Genomic DNA, 13442 nt, shown 5'->3' on the forward strand with positions numbered 1-13442 from the left:
ACGGGCCAGTGGGAATGATGGGTGTGATGAAAAAAATAAACCAGCGGGGAAAAGCATGAGTTCACCGGAAGTATTATTAGCCGTATGCGCAGCAGATAAGGCCGAACAACAGAAATTACTCTCCCTTGCTGAAAATGCCTCATCCCTATGGAGTAGCTGGTTGATGCCCATCAGCCCTGAGGCTGATGCCGGTGAAGATCCCGCTTATCAAGACGATTTTCAGTCGATGAGAGAGGAGATCAACAAGCTTTCAGGGGCCAGCCCAGAACTATTGTGCCAACTAGCAGAGAAACTCCTTTGTCAGACTGCCAAAGATATCCGCGTAGTGACTTGGTACATTCAAGCACGTCTTCATTGTGATGGGGAAAAAGGGCTGGCAGAGGGGTTAACATTGCTGTCGGCGATGATAACTCGCTTTGGTTCCCTCTGCTATCCGCTACGCCCTGTTGCTCGTAAGAGCGCACTGGAGTGGCTTAATAGTGCAAAAGTGCTCGATAGCCTTGCGCTATGGCCAGAGGTAGCGCGTGCGGATGCGGAGTTAACGGCTGGTGCGCTCTATCATCTGCATGTTGCGGTCAGTCATTGGCCGGAGAATGAACAACCTTCTTTTGCTGGATTGTGCACTGCACTTGAAAATCGTTTGGCGCGTTCCGGTGGGCTGGGGGCGCTTGTGCCGCAAAATAGTAGCACTCAAGAGCCAGCATCCACCGTCGTTACCCGCCATTCTCCTCAGTTGTCTACCGTCCAGTCAGGCCGTGATTTACTGGATCAGACAAAATTACTTTCCCGCTGGCTCGGGGAGCAACCGCACGGTTGGCTTGCTTCACACCGGCTGATGAAAACAGTGCGTTGGGATACGGTCGACCAAATTCCAGCCTTGGATGCCAGCGGTCGTACCCGACTTCAACCACCAAAACCGGAGTACCGTGCACAGCTCAAACGCCTATATCGTCAGCAGAGTTGGGCAGAGTTGGTTGAGCAGGCTAGCCAGATGTACTGCGAAGGTGTGAACCATTTTTGGCTCGACGTTCAGTGGTACCTCTGGCAGGGGTTAAATCGAGCTGGCCAGCCCTGGGATGCATGGTCTGAATATATTTTGCTCGATCTACGGTTGTTCCTGAAACGTCTTCCTGCATTGGAAACTTTAGCTTGGAACGATGGCACTCCATTTGCCGATGAGGTCACCCTGAGCTGGATTAACGAGAAAGTGAGCGAAGATAAACTGACCTTCCATGATACGCCGGTCAGTGTTGCCAATAGCCAAGCTGATGATGTGCTTACGCTAGAAACCGAGGCCATGGAAAAAGGGGATAGCGAGGGCCCAGAAGCCGCAATAACTTGGCTACAGACACGCCCAGGTATGGACGCCCCCCGTCATCGTTGGCTAATACGGCTGCTGATGGCAAGGGTGGCAGAACAATATGGGCGTAACGATATGGCATTGTATTTACTCGGAGAACTCGCCGTGACAGGGCCGCACTTGACGCTCAGTGATTGGGAACCGGCTTTACTGTTTGAAGTGCAGGCTCGCCGTTTGAAATTATTGCGTATGAAAGCAGGTCGTAGCGAGTCTGATAAAGCTCGACTGACACCAGAAATGGAAACATTGATGGCCGGTCTTATTGCCATCGATCCGGCTCGAGCGATGGTGCTTTGTGGCTAACGTTATTTTTTCTTTGATGATTTTTAGGAGCCCTAGGCATGGATGATTTAACGCTGCGCTACTATGAAGCCGAAATGCGCTATCTGCGTGAAGCCGGTAAAGAATTTACCCGCGCCCATCCAGACCGAGCAGCCATGCTTAACTTGGATAAACCAGGCGGTCGAGACCCCTATGTGGAACGCCTGTTCGAAGGCTTCGCTTTCCTCATGGGCCGCATGCGTGAAAAACTTGATGACGATCTACCTGAGCTCACGGAAGGGCTAGTCAGCCTGCTCTGGCCACATTACATGCGCACTATTCCGTCCTTGGCAATTGTCGAGTTTTCACCCGATTGGCGTAACTTACGCCAAGCCGAGTCATTGACGGAGGGCTTTTCTGTTTTGTCCCGCCCTGTAGGGCAACATAAAACCCATTGCCAATACCGCACCACTCGGGATGTCACACTTCAACCAATACACCTTGCTGATGCGCAGTTACAGACAGAAACCGATGGACGTTCTGCCATACGCCTACGTTTTGAATGCACGGAAAAGACGGACTGGGCGAAAGCGGGGATAGATAAAGTGGCCATTTATCTCCATGCAGAAAGTCCTGTTAGCTCTGCACTGCATCTGGCATTAACCCGCAATGTTCATGCTATGTATGCCCGTCATGCGGGAACACGTACAGAACGCCGAATGTTTGATGGTTGGTGCAAACCCATGGGCTTTGACGATAAAGACAGGTTGTGGCCTAAAGCCGAGTCTGCTTTTAGCGGTTATCAGTTATTGCTGGAGTATTTTAGCTTTCGGCCGAAGTTTATGTTTGTGGAGCTGCATGGGTTAGAAACCATTGGCCTGACGCCAGATAACAACTGGTTCGAAATTGACATTGTACTCAATGAAGCTTGGTCGTCTGACTTGCCGTTTGAGACTGAAAACTTTCGTTTGCATTGTGCTCCCGTGATCAATCTCTTCACCCTAGAAGCCGATCCGTTGACACTCAACCCCTTGGATAACGAATATCTTTTGCGGCCGCTGCGTCTTCAGGATGGGCATACCGAAATATATAGCGTAGACAATATCCATGGCGCGGTTAAAAACGGGAAACATGCGTACGTGCCCTTTACCAGTTTTCGTCATCGAGGTGGCATGATGCGTCACGATGCGCCGGAGCGTTACTATCATACCCGTGTTAAACGGGGGGCATCAGGCTTGTACGATACTTGGCTTATCCTCGGTGGGCGCTCCTTTGAAATGGAGCAACTGGCAGAAAAACCAGAATCGCTCTCCATGCGCATTACTGGCACTAACGGCCAACTGCCCCGTAAAGCACTGGAAAGTACCCTACTGGATCGGGTGGTAAAAACGGGCAAAGTGCCGGTTCGAGTGCTCAACCTGTCGGCACCAAGTCTGCCGCTGTACCCTCCAGCGAATGATCGCTTTCACTGGCGGGTAATGAGCCACCTAGGTTCAAACTTCCTCAGTATGATGGATAACCCAGAGGTACTCCGAGGGACTTTGGCGCTCTACGACTGGACGGATGATGAGATGAATCGCCGCCGTCTGGAGGCGATTGTCGCGGTAAAACACACGCTTATTCGCCGTTTTGAGCGGGGGTTCATGCTAAGAGGCGTGGATATCGAAGTGACCCTCAATCTGGATAATTTTGCGGGTATTGGTGATGTGAATTTATTTGGTGAAATGTTGCATCGCTTCTTCGCACTCTACGCCGATATACATCTTTTCAACCAGTTAACTCTGGTGTTGCAACCCACAGGGAAACGACTGAGATGGTGCGAGAACCACAGTCAGCACGTACCGGGCTGACACAAGCATTAAGTCAAGATATCTGGCGCGTTAACTTTTATCGATTTTGTCAGTTGTTAGAGCAGGCCTCGCCGAATTCTCCTTTACTTGGGGGGACTAGCCACCCAGGAACCGATCCTGTGCGCTTTCGCCCATGGCCGGGAATGGGATTTCCAGTTAGCGAGTTAAAAGTCGTTGAAACCGAAGAAGATAATCCAGATTTACCGCCCACCGTACGGACCACATTTCTTGGCATGTACGGTGTGGACTCCCCGTTACCTAGTACGTATTTGGATGATATAGCCTTACGCCGAGAAGGACATGAAGCCCTAACGGCATTTCTGGATATATTTAATCATCGCATCACCACCCAGTATTATCGTATTTGGCGAAAGTATGCCTACCCTGCGACGTTTGAGGCGGGTGGTACAGACGCAACTTCTCAATGCTTGTTGGGGCTAGTGGGGCTGGGTATTCCTGGTACGGCAGAACACATCGCTACGCCAGTTTCCCGTTTTTTAGCGCTATTAGGCACGATGAGGTTACCCACACGTAATGCCGAAGGGATCCGTGCATTGGTCAATCTACTGGCACCAGATACTGAAGCCACGGTTGTTCAGCATGATCCGGTTAAAATCCACGTGACCCCTCGCAGTCGTTTGAGTCGCGAAAATAGAGTGTCGTTATCGCAGCGGGCGACATTAGGTAAAACAGCCAAAGAGGCTAACAGTCGCGTAAAGGTCACACTGTTGACGTCTAATCCAGCAGAAGCTAACGGTTGGCTTCCCGGCGGATCGCTACATACCGATTTACTGGCACTAATGCGAGTCTACTTGGGTTATCGGAGTGATGTACGTTTGCGCCTAACCGTGCCCGTCAAACTGCTGCCTGAGCCTCGGCTTGAAAAGAACCGACGTATCCAATTGGGGCGCACTGGCTTGCTTGGACTGAAGAATGGAAAACTCAACGATAACCGACAATTTATCACAGTCAGCTTGGGTTGCTATGAAGGGCTGACATGCGCGCCTTTGCCTCCGGCAGAAGATGGTCATTACCGCTTTGAATAACTCCCCCTATTTTCATGACTCAATAAAAGGAATTTCTGAATGGCAACACTAGTCACTGGATGGCGGCTGCTTCTCCTGACCCTGAGTGTCCTGCTGGCGGGTTGTGGTTTGACTCAGACCGTCAAGGATGGAACCGTTAATTTGACGAAATCCATTTTTTATAAACAGATAAAAACGCTGCATTTGGATTTTTCTCCCCGCGCAGCGATTAATGCTGACGGTGAGCAAACACCGTTATCGACGATGGTGCGAGTGTATCAACTGAAAGATAGAAAGAATGTGGATTCGGCCGACTATCAGACCCTGCTGCGTAATGCTGATACGGTGCTTAAAGACGATATTCTGGCCTCGCGGTCTTTACTGGTGATGCCGAAAGGCAACGTCACACTGGACATGCCAATGGATGAAAACACGCAATTTGTTGCCATCATAGGGTTGTTTAATCGTCCCGACATGAAAGAGAACACTTGGCGTCTGGTGCTGAGCCGAGATGAACTTGACCCAGACAAACCACGCACCATTGAATTGGGTAGCAATGGATTATCACTGGTGCCGATAAAGGGATAACGTTATGGATAACCGGTTACGGCTTTTTGATGGTCAGTCCGACTATGTGCTGGAAATTAACGACAGCACAGTGAAACCGGATGTATTGCGCTTTCGCGGGCGTGAGGCGTTAAACACACCTTTTAGCTGGGATATTGAATTTACCGTTCCGGCGATGAATATTCCGCCTGAGCAAATCCTGATGAAGTATGCCACTTTGCGGATGCGCAGCGGCAAAGTGGTTTACGGGGTGCTCACTCAACTGGAATGGTTGTCCACCTCTGTTGACCAGTCGCACTACCGTGTCATCCTTGAATCCCGACTTGCGTTACTTTCTCACACTCGAAGCAGTGGAGTTTTCCTGAATCAGTCCGTGCCTGAAGTCGTGGAAGGGATCCTTCGTCAACATGGGTTGGAAGGGCCAGACTTTGACTTTCGCCTTGAACGGACATACCCGTCGCGAGAATTGATAACCCAATGGCGGGAAACGGATTTACAGTTTATTCAGCGGTTACTGTCTGAAGTGGGTATTTGGTTCCGCTCTGAAATGCAGTCAGCGACGGAACAGGAGATGCTGATATTTGCCGACAGCCAGTTACATTACCAGTTTGATGTGCGTCTTCCTTATCGCGAACCTTCGGGCCTTGACGATGGTGCTGTGGAGTCTGTTTGGAATGTCCGCAGTTGGCATCATGTTGTCACTCAGGGTGTCAGCACCCGTGACTACAACTATCGTTTAGCCATGACGCCACTGGATGCCACTGTCGATGTGCGTAACGATACGGTGACCACCGGTGAATATTACTATTACGGCGCCCCTTATTTGACGGCCGGTGATGATACAGACCCCGAACCGGAAACGGAAAGTGGTGCGTTTTATGCCCGACTTCATCATGAGCGTGAGCTAAATCAATCCGCCCGTCTTCATTTGTTCAGTAATGCGTCCAGCCTGACACCGGGTATGGTATTAGAGCCGCAAGGGAATGTGATTGAAGCCATGAAAGAAGGCGTGGTTATCACACTCACCACTTTCAGCGCCGCCCGAGATTCCCGCCTGCATGTTTCGGTGTGGGGCATGCCGTACAGTGAGCGTTATTGTTTTCGCCCGACAGTAATTGCGCGTCCACAAATCCACGGCACACTCCCAGCAAGAATAGAGAGCCGAGAGAAGAACGACCCGTATGCTTGGCTGGATGATACGGGCCGCTACCGAGTCAAACTGGATGTTGACCGTAACGGCACGGAACAAGGGTTTGCCTATTTATGGTTACGAATGGCGAAGCCGTATACCGGTGAAACTTATGGCTGGCATACCCCACTGATCGATGGTGCAGAGGTGGCGATAGCGTTCAGTAAAGGCGATATTGATTTACCCTATATTGCCTATGCACTTCACGACTCAGAATATCCAGATCACGTCACCCGAGATAACCACACCCGCAATATTCTCAGGACGCCTGCCAATACAAAATTGCGGATGGAAGACAAACGTGGCGAGGAGCATATCAAGTTCGCCACCGAATTTGGCAAAACCCAGTTGAGTCACGGCCATCTGGTGGATGCGCAGGGGAAAGCACGTGGGATGGGCGCAGAGTTACGCACCGATGAATACGGCGCAATACGTGCGGCTAAAGGGTTGTTTGTCAGTGCCGATGGGCAGCAGAAAGCAGCTGGTCAAGTATTGGATATGGATGTCGCGCTGAAAGAGATAGATCACCTTCAGCAGCAGATAGAACAGCTGGAAGCTGCCGCCAGACAGGCAGAAGCGCTCAAGGCTGATATTGATAGCCAGAGGGCGATGTTTACGCAGCGGCTGGAGCCACTCAATGAGGTTATTCATTTCTCGGCCCCACAGGGCGTGGCGCTCACCAGTGGTGAAGATATGCAGCTAAGTGCCCGTGACAATGTGGTGATCAATGCCGGAGGCGATATCAGTGCCGGTGTGATGGGCAATATGACGGTGCTGACCGGCGATAAACTGGGGCTGTTTGCCCGTAGCGGGCAGTTAAGCTTGAAGTCGGGGGAAGGTCCGGTTGAGATGCAGGCCCAGAATGGCAATATGCGGCTATTTGCCGAACAGAAACTCACCTTCACTTCAGCCGATGACATTTTATTTGCGGGTAAAAAACGCATCACGCTCAACGGTGGCGGCAGTTACCTGAAAATCGAGCCAGGGAAAATAGAGTACGGCACGACAAGCCAATATGTGCGGAAAGTGAAAAGGACGGCGATGACGGCAGCAGCGACAATGCCATTTCAGGCGGTGGCAGGGAGTGGTATTTGCCTCAGTTGCCTGATGAAGGCTGCGATGAATGGCGATACTTTTGTTGTTAGAGGTGAGTCATGAATATGAGTTTCAGCCTTGCAAGCCAGGAGTTGATCGCATCGACAAGAACCTCGTTGTTTGCCCTGGTAGATGGCCTCCAGTATGAGCGCCACTATGGTGAGGCGCTTCAAACCACTGATAGTGCTGTCCTGCCATTATTTGATAAATATCCTGATTCCAGAATTGCTTTCGCAGGGCCCTGGCTGATTGATATGCGCACGGCTATGGCGTTCAGAGAACAGTTAACAGAACTTGAACAACATTTGCCAGCCGTATCCTGGATCCTGTCTGCATTATCACTCTCTGAGCTACTAGCACATTTACAACAGTGCCTGAATGCTGAACTGCCTGATGGGAGAATTGCTTTGCTGCGTCTTCAGGATCCTAGAGTTCAGGTCAGGCTCGGTGAGCAACTGAACGAACAGCAACACTGGAAATTAACCAAGGATATCGCTCAATGGTACTCCACTGTGGATAAACGCGTTTATTCATTGAAGCAAAAGGAATTTATATGCTGAAACTGACGGAAGAGCAGTGCACCGAAGTTAATAAAATGGAGGACGATGATTTTGTCCGAGATACAGCTCAAAAACTGAAGAAGAAATACCCGGTCATAAAAGAACCGGATGACATATTCCTCGCCCGCCTGAGGAAAGCGCTGGACTATGCAAACACGTTGCAATTGAGTGAAAAAAACGTGAGGCGGGATTTTTTGCGACTGGAGGTTTTTTATCCGGAGTTTTATCAGAAACCTGAAGTGGAAAAATGGCTGAAAACTTACAACGGCTATTCAGCGGATCAGCGCCTGAAAGATTTTAAACATGTGGTGATAAACAGGGAAAGGAGAGGACTCTGATGGCCTTCATTGGTATAGGGACAGGAGTTGCGACAGGTAGTGCAGGAGCAGCGGGCGGTGCAATTGGCTCGCCTACATACCCAATGTCAGGAAGTGACGGAGGCTGGGACGATTACGGTATGTCGGATCCTACTTATGGAGGGGCATGGAGCAGCAGCAAAGGCGGATTTGATTACCAGGGGAAAGCTTACGATCCTGCTCTACATGAGCCAATAGCTGTCAGCGCTGAAACTCACGGTGATTTCTGGGAAGACGATATGGATCATTCGGAAACCGTGAGTTATGAGGGTGCGGATACCAAAACGCGAGCACAGGCCAACACGGGAGCACAGGCCAAAACCGACGAAAAAACGTGTAAAAACTGTCCCCCGGAAGGAAAAGTATTACCTATGGTAAGACGTTGCTCGCGCTGGAGCATTATTACCATAAGTTACCAGACGCGCATTTGCGGCACATTTTATAACTCTGAAACGCAGCAGATTCAGGAGTTTAAGTACTGTGGTGTTTCATTTGACGGCTGGAAAGATAAACTGTGTCAGTTCTGGGAGGCGAAAGCGAGGTATGATCAGTTTTTCATTAGTTCCCGACAGAAAAAATCTTGGTGGCAGGGTGATAGAAGCGCAATTAACCAAGCATCACGGCATCAGGCAGTCACAACCGTTAATCAGCCTTTAAAAGTTATCTGGATCTTTATGCAGCCTATTAGCTACGCTTATTTTCAAAGTATGTTTTCCGGGATGAAAGATATTATTGTAAGGTATCAGCCATGAAGTTAGATTTCAGAATAGTGCAAGAGTTTGGTTGTGAAACACCAATACGCCCCATGACATTAGCTACTATTTTTAAAGGGATCACCCAACAATTAGATTTGATGTTGGGAACTAAAAAAAAATGGTATGAACAAGGATACTCGAGAAAACAGGCCCTACAACATCAGGTTTTTATTGAGGACGATATTTCAAAAGAAGTATTGGTTCGTTGGGGAAAAAAATACGAAAAAGACTATCCTAACTGGACCACAGGTATATGGGATGGTAGTCCAGATGAAGATAGCTGTGGTATCGATTGTTATCCATCATATTCCAGTCTAGGGCGCAGAAATAATCCACTCAGTATTGTTATCAGTTTCTATGTTGATTTGAATGAACAAAAAATTAATGTGGATACAATGCTCCGGTTTTTAGATTACCTTTTGAAAGTTAATAATAATTGTACGAATTTATATGTGGAATCTGCTGGTTATAGTTTTCCTGAAATAATCACAAAAGATGTTGGATATACTGAGGTCTTTAAAAAAGTGTTCCCAGATAGAATATCATGTGGCTGGATGGTATATATCCCATTTATTCTCCTGCCGGAATTAATTCCAGAAGCGGCAAGAGTTGTGCCTGTCATACATGAAGGGCAACAAAAAGGAACTATCATTGTTTCAACTGAAGATGTTTTTGATGGAAATAATAAAGAACATATAGGCAAGGCTAATGATGTTGAGATCAAACTTCTTGATCTGGGTTTCCTTCCTTTAATGACTGAACTTTAAACTTAGAACAATTAGCACTTCTGGTAGAACGTATATCGGAATAGGTGTTAGAACAGTATGGTGTCTGGAGTAAAAAATAAGTTTTTTTAAAATTAATAATTTTTGTTATATCAATGGTTATTATGATTGGTAGTTACATTCTTGGCTCGACCTTGTATATGAGTATGTTTGATGTTACTTCCCACAGAAGTGTTGGAATGATATTTATATCTTTCTATTTTTTATTGATTGCATCCCCTGTTTTATTTGTAGCTTTGTTTGCGGAATTTAGAATGGGCTTTGCGATTTTATTTTTTGGAATGTGTTATTTGTTTTTTGAATGGTACTCATTGCATCCACTCAGGGTTATATTGATGGCGGGGAGTGTGATAAATGGATATGTTTTTATTTTTGCGACTAGAAAAATATGGGATCTGGAATAAATAAAAAATTTGTGTTCAAGATTATCATCGCATTGATGGGGTGTTTTGTTGTTTTCTCTATCCATCAACTAGGCTATGAGTTGTATATGGGCAATTTTAAACCTCAGAGCAGAGGGGTAACATTAGGTTTCGTTATGTTTTATATGATTTTTGTAGTAATACCTGCTGTTTTCTTTTCTGCATTTCTGAAAGTAAAATCTTCATTAATAATGATAGCGTTAGTCTTTGTATTTATGTTTGTCACATGGTATGGAACAAATCCTCTCAGAGTAATATTGATGTTCTTATCTGGTTGTATGGGGTATTTTTTTGTGATGTTAAGTATTGCTGTTGAAAATAAAATTCATAAAAAGAAAAATAGTTGATAATACAGAATTAGATTAAGTAGAGGTTATGTCCAGTATTGGTTTGATTAAATAGAGTGTTTGTAACTAAAAGTGAAGTCATTAAGTTAAGTTATACTCCATCGTTGCTCCGATAGTTTATTGAATTTTTTATAAATTAATTTTATAGTGAAATTAACATAGTCCGTTAAGAAATAAATTAAGGTGATGGCTAAGTTTATTTCTTATGCCAGTCCCGCTGGCTATTTATATTTATGACTTTTTATTATGATTAAGTGTTATTTCACTGAAAGTCACGATGGTGATAATTTTTATATGAATTAAGTCAGTGGTTTTTTTGCACTGACATGTTATCAATGTAATATATATTCAGTCAGGTAGATATATGAACCCAAGCTCCCCCTCCTTATATGAGCTCCTCACTGGTAATTTCACGGGTGATTTACCACTCGATGCTGCGAATGAAGAAGAACAAGTCATCTTATCGGTACTGGATAATATCCAACGTATCTTGAATTCCCGAGCCGGAGCTATTTCACATCTACCTGATTATGGGTTGCCTGATATGACTAAGATATTACAAGGTATGCCCGGTTCTGCACACCAACTGATAGATACCCTCTCTAATGTATTATTGAAATACGAGCCACGGCTGAAAAGTTTGCAGGTGTTGCTGTTGCCGCAGACCGCCCCCGGCCATTTGGAGTACGCCATTGAGGCTGAATTGAAAGGGCTTGGGCTGGTGCGTTACGGTACGGCATTTATGCCGGAAGGAAGGGTGTTGATCCGTCATCTTAAACACCAATATCTTGATAAAACAATGAGAGTCTGAAGTGCGTTATCGGATTCTGGACGCTGGAGTCCACACTCTTTATTTCTGTTTCTGATAAGGATATTTCGATGAAACTGCACACCAGCATCAGACTGGCGCTACTGCTCAGTGTCATTATCAGTACGCCATCAATGGCACATTCCGGGCGAACCAACGCCGAGGGCTGTCATAGTAACCGCAAAACGGGTGAGTATCACTGTCATGGTGGTCGAAGTCGGCAGGTTGATTATTTTGGCCAGGATGCAACGCCAACCCCGGTTAAAAAAGCAAAGTCACGTTCTGAGAAAAAAGAGAACGGAACAAGAACTGCGGAAATGGGGAGAGCGGTGAACGAACAAAATGCCAAGAGTTCTGTATTACCTGCGATATCTCCACCTCCGGATGTGCGGGCACAATGTGCAAATAGTCGGAATCTCAATGCGTATTGGGAACCTGTTACAGAGCGATGTTTGGACAGGTCTACAGGAAGAGAAATGACTCACTGAATATCATTGATAGATATTAGGCTGGGCATGACTTCGATACCCAGATAGCTACAGTACCGTGACCCCGAGTGTCATTGTGCTGACCTTCGGATACTTTTACCCTTCTTGAGTTATTACCATGACATTCTTACCTGAACAACACCTAAAAACCGGCGGAGATCCCCGCCATTTTGCTGAATTTAGCGCCTTACGTGACGAAATTGGCAAGTTACATCATCCGGCTCGCCCGGATGTTGATTGGGGTAGGGTTGAGCAACTGTGTTTGGCGTTGTTTCGCCAGAACGGGGTTGAATTGCAGACCACGGTTGATTTTACACTGGCCCGGACGCACATTGCCGGTCTTGCTGGGCTATGTGAAGGGCTGGAATTGCTGGCGGGGTTAGTCTCCCATCAGTGGACTGCATTGTGGCCACCGCAAACACATGCCCGGGTTGAGTTGTTGGCATGGCTAAGTAGCCGGTTGCAGCAAGTCTGGCGGACAATGACACCGTGCTACGGTGATTTGGCACTGATTTATCGGGCAGAACGCGCTCTGGAACAATTATGTACCCAGTTGCAAACGCTGGAGCTTAAACACCTGAGTAAACTGGACGGTGTTCGTCTGATGTTACATAACGCTGCATTGCGTTTGGAAAGTGCTGAGGCAGCCTCTGATACCTCTGACCGATTGAGCATACCCACGCGGCATGTCGGTATATCAGCCCCAGAATCTCACCCCGAACCGACATTCACGTCGTCGGCCGTCAGTGAACCATTGGTCTATATTGTCAACGAACCGACACCGGCACGTGTTCAGGTAGAATTGTCGCCACCTTCGCCGCCCCCTCCTCGTTGGAAAGCGAGTCATGGTTTTGTTGCTGGCTTATCGTTGATGGCAGTTCTGGTCGCCGGTGGTTTCTTTATCTGGCAATCAGTATCATCTCATCCGTTACAGGAGGCGTTGCTGGCCAGTACCGCACCTTTACCTGCATCTCTGCCTACCAAATCAATGGATGAATTGAAAACACATACTTCGGATACAGCATTGGCTGCTTTGGCTGAACCTGTATTACAGGGCACGGGTTCACTGTTAGAGCAACTAACCCAGCTGCCACCATTGTGGGCACAGGTGCAAGGTGATGGATTGTTGTCACAGGCGCAACAACTTTGGCCGGCCAGTCAAGAGGTCAAGCGGCTGAATGCTTGGTGGCAACAACAGCGAGAAGCTGCCGCCGCCCCCGTGGCTGAGTTGGAACAATTTGCACTGGCGCAAGAACGTTTACGTCAACTTGCTGAACGTCTGAATGGGCTGGATGAGAAGAAAGGGCGCTATATGACGGTTTCTGAGCTGAAATCGGTGGTTTTTTCCATTCAGCAACCGCTAGAAAAAACATTACCGCTGGAAGAACTGCTGCGTCAGTATCAAGCTCAATCTACTTCAGGACAAACACCACCTTCGGCTCTACGCCAACAGATAGATAGCCGGTTCACGCAATTACTGAGCCGGTATGCGTTGCTGGTCCAGTCTGCGGATACGAAGCCAGTAACACACTAACCTCTTACACGGTTGTCAGATTAGAAAGACTAAGGATTTA

13 protein-coding genes are annotated in these 13442 nt (G+C 47.5%); all 13 read left to right on the plus strand.

What is annotated here, in order from left to right; all coding sequences use genetic code 11:
- Positions 1-55: 55 nt before the first annotated feature.
- Positions 56-1663 (plus strand): type VI secretion system protein TssA, encoded by a 1608-nt coding sequence (tssA, locus tag HUZ92_RS13220; RefSeq protein WP_145579721.1) that lies wholly within the window; start codon positions 56-58, stop codon positions 1661-1663.
- A 38-nt stretch (positions 1664-1701) separates the two neighbouring features.
- The gene (gene tssF / locus HUZ92_RS13225; RefSeq protein ID WP_050098414.1) at positions 1702-3471 is read left to right on the plus strand and encodes a type VI secretion system baseplate subunit TssF; all 1770 of its coding nucleotides are present in this window, start codon (positions 1702-1704) and stop codon (positions 3469-3471) included.
- On the plus strand, positions 3435-4517 hold the full coding sequence (gene tssG, locus HUZ92_RS13230) for a type VI secretion system baseplate subunit TssG (protein ID WP_050140771.1): 1083 nt from the start codon (positions 3435-3437) through the stop codon (positions 4515-4517). Before tssF ends, tssG begins: the two co-directional genes overlap by 37 nt.
- A 39-nt stretch (positions 4518-4556) precedes the next feature.
- Positions 4557-5084: a type VI secretion system lipoprotein TssJ gene (gene tssJ, locus HUZ92_RS13235; protein ID WP_145579722.1), complete on the plus strand. Its 528-nt coding sequence runs from the start codon at positions 4557-4559 to the stop codon at positions 5082-5084.
- A gap of 4 nt (positions 5085-5088) precedes the next feature.
- Positions 5089-7410: a type VI secretion system Vgr family protein gene (locus HUZ92_RS13240; RefSeq protein ID WP_145579723.1), complete on the plus strand. Its 2322-nt coding sequence runs from the start codon at positions 5089-5091 to the stop codon at positions 7408-7410.
- Positions 7407-7907 (plus strand): DUF4123 domain-containing protein, encoded by a 501-nt coding sequence (locus HUZ92_RS13245; RefSeq protein ID WP_050098410.1) that lies wholly within the window; start codon positions 7407-7409, stop codon positions 7905-7907. The genes HUZ92_RS13240 and HUZ92_RS13245 overlap by 4 nt, the downstream gene beginning before the upstream one ends.
- Positions 7901-8245, plus strand: a complete 345-nt coding sequence (locus HUZ92_RS13250; RefSeq protein WP_032820011.1) for a hypothetical protein — start codon at positions 7901-7903, stop codon at positions 8243-8245. The genes HUZ92_RS13245 and HUZ92_RS13250 overlap by 7 nt, the downstream gene beginning before the upstream one ends.
- Positions 8245-9015 carry a Tox-REase-5 domain-containing protein gene (locus HUZ92_RS13255; protein ID WP_050098409.1) on the plus strand — a complete coding sequence of 257 codons (771 nt, stop codon included), beginning with the start codon at positions 8245-8247 and terminating at the stop codon, positions 9013-9015. The genes HUZ92_RS13250 and HUZ92_RS13255 overlap by 1 nt, the downstream gene beginning before the upstream one ends.
- Positions 9012-9785, plus strand: coding sequence for an Imm52 family immunity protein (locus HUZ92_RS13260; protein ID WP_050098408.1), 774 nt, complete (start codon positions 9012-9014; stop codon positions 9783-9785). Before HUZ92_RS13255 ends, HUZ92_RS13260 begins: the two co-directional genes overlap by 4 nt.
- A 406-nt stretch (positions 9786-10191) precedes the next feature.
- A complete protein-coding gene (locus HUZ92_RS13265; RefSeq protein ID WP_050098406.1) occupies positions 10192-10572 on the plus strand; it encodes a hypothetical protein in 381 nt (126 codons plus the stop codon).
- Between the two features lie 364 nt (positions 10573-10936).
- Positions 10937-11383, plus strand: a complete 447-nt coding sequence (gene tssE, locus HUZ92_RS13270; protein WP_050098405.1) for a type VI secretion system baseplate subunit TssE — start codon at positions 10937-10939, stop codon at positions 11381-11383.
- A 68-nt stretch (positions 11384-11451) separates the two neighbouring features.
- The gene (locus HUZ92_RS13275; RefSeq protein ID WP_174846835.1) at positions 11452-11868 is read left to right on the plus strand and encodes a DUF1283 domain-containing protein; all 417 of its coding nucleotides are present in this window, start codon (positions 11452-11454) and stop codon (positions 11866-11868) included.
- A gap of 118 nt (positions 11869-11986) precedes the next feature.
- Positions 11987-13402, plus strand: coding sequence for a VasL domain-containing protein (locus HUZ92_RS13280; protein ID WP_145579724.1), 1416 nt, complete (start codon positions 11987-11989; stop codon positions 13400-13402).
- Positions 13403-13442 lie beyond the last annotated feature (40 nt).

Source organism: Yersinia vastinensis, from assembly GCF_902726565.1.
GTDB classification, from domain to species: Bacteria; Pseudomonadota; Gammaproteobacteria; order Enterobacterales; family Enterobacteriaceae; genus Yersinia; species Yersinia vastinensis.

Coding starts and splice junctions, on each gene's coding strand:
- tssA (WP_145579721.1), top strand. CDS start 56: ATGAGTTCACCGGAAGTATTATTAGCCGTATGCGCAGCAGATAAGGCC.
- tssF (WP_050098414.1), top strand. CDS start 1,702: ATGGATGATTTAACGCTGCGCTACTATGAAGCCGAAATGCGCTATCTG.
- tssG (WP_050140771.1), top strand. CDS start 3,435: ATGGTGCGAGAACCACAGTCAGCACGTACCGGGCTGACACAAGCATTA.
- tssJ (WP_145579722.1), top strand. CDS start 4,557: ATGGCAACACTAGTCACTGGATGGCGGCTGCTTCTCCTGACCCTGAGT.
- HUZ92_RS13240 (WP_145579723.1), top strand. CDS start 5,089: ATGGATAACCGGTTACGGCTTTTTGATGGTCAGTCCGACTATGTGCTG.
- HUZ92_RS13245 (WP_050098410.1), top strand. CDS start 7,407: ATGAATATGAGTTTCAGCCTTGCAAGCCAGGAGTTGATCGCATCGACA.
- HUZ92_RS13250 (WP_032820011.1), top strand. CDS start 7,901: ATGCTGAAACTGACGGAAGAGCAGTGCACCGAAGTTAATAAAATGGAG.
- HUZ92_RS13255 (WP_050098409.1), top strand. CDS start 8,245: ATGGCCTTCATTGGTATAGGGACAGGAGTTGCGACAGGTAGTGCAGGA.
- HUZ92_RS13260 (WP_050098408.1), top strand. CDS start 9,012: ATGAAGTTAGATTTCAGAATAGTGCAAGAGTTTGGTTGTGAAACACCA.
- HUZ92_RS13265 (WP_050098406.1), top strand. CDS start 10,192: ATGGGATCTGGAATAAATAAAAAATTTGTGTTCAAGATTATCATCGCA.
- tssE (WP_050098405.1), top strand. CDS start 10,937: ATGAACCCAAGCTCCCCCTCCTTATATGAGCTCCTCACTGGTAATTTC.
- HUZ92_RS13275 (WP_174846835.1), top strand. CDS start 11,452: ATGAAACTGCACACCAGCATCAGACTGGCGCTACTGCTCAGTGTCATT.
- HUZ92_RS13280 (WP_145579724.1), top strand. CDS start 11,987: ATGACATTCTTACCTGAACAACACCTAAAAACCGGCGGAGATCCCCGC.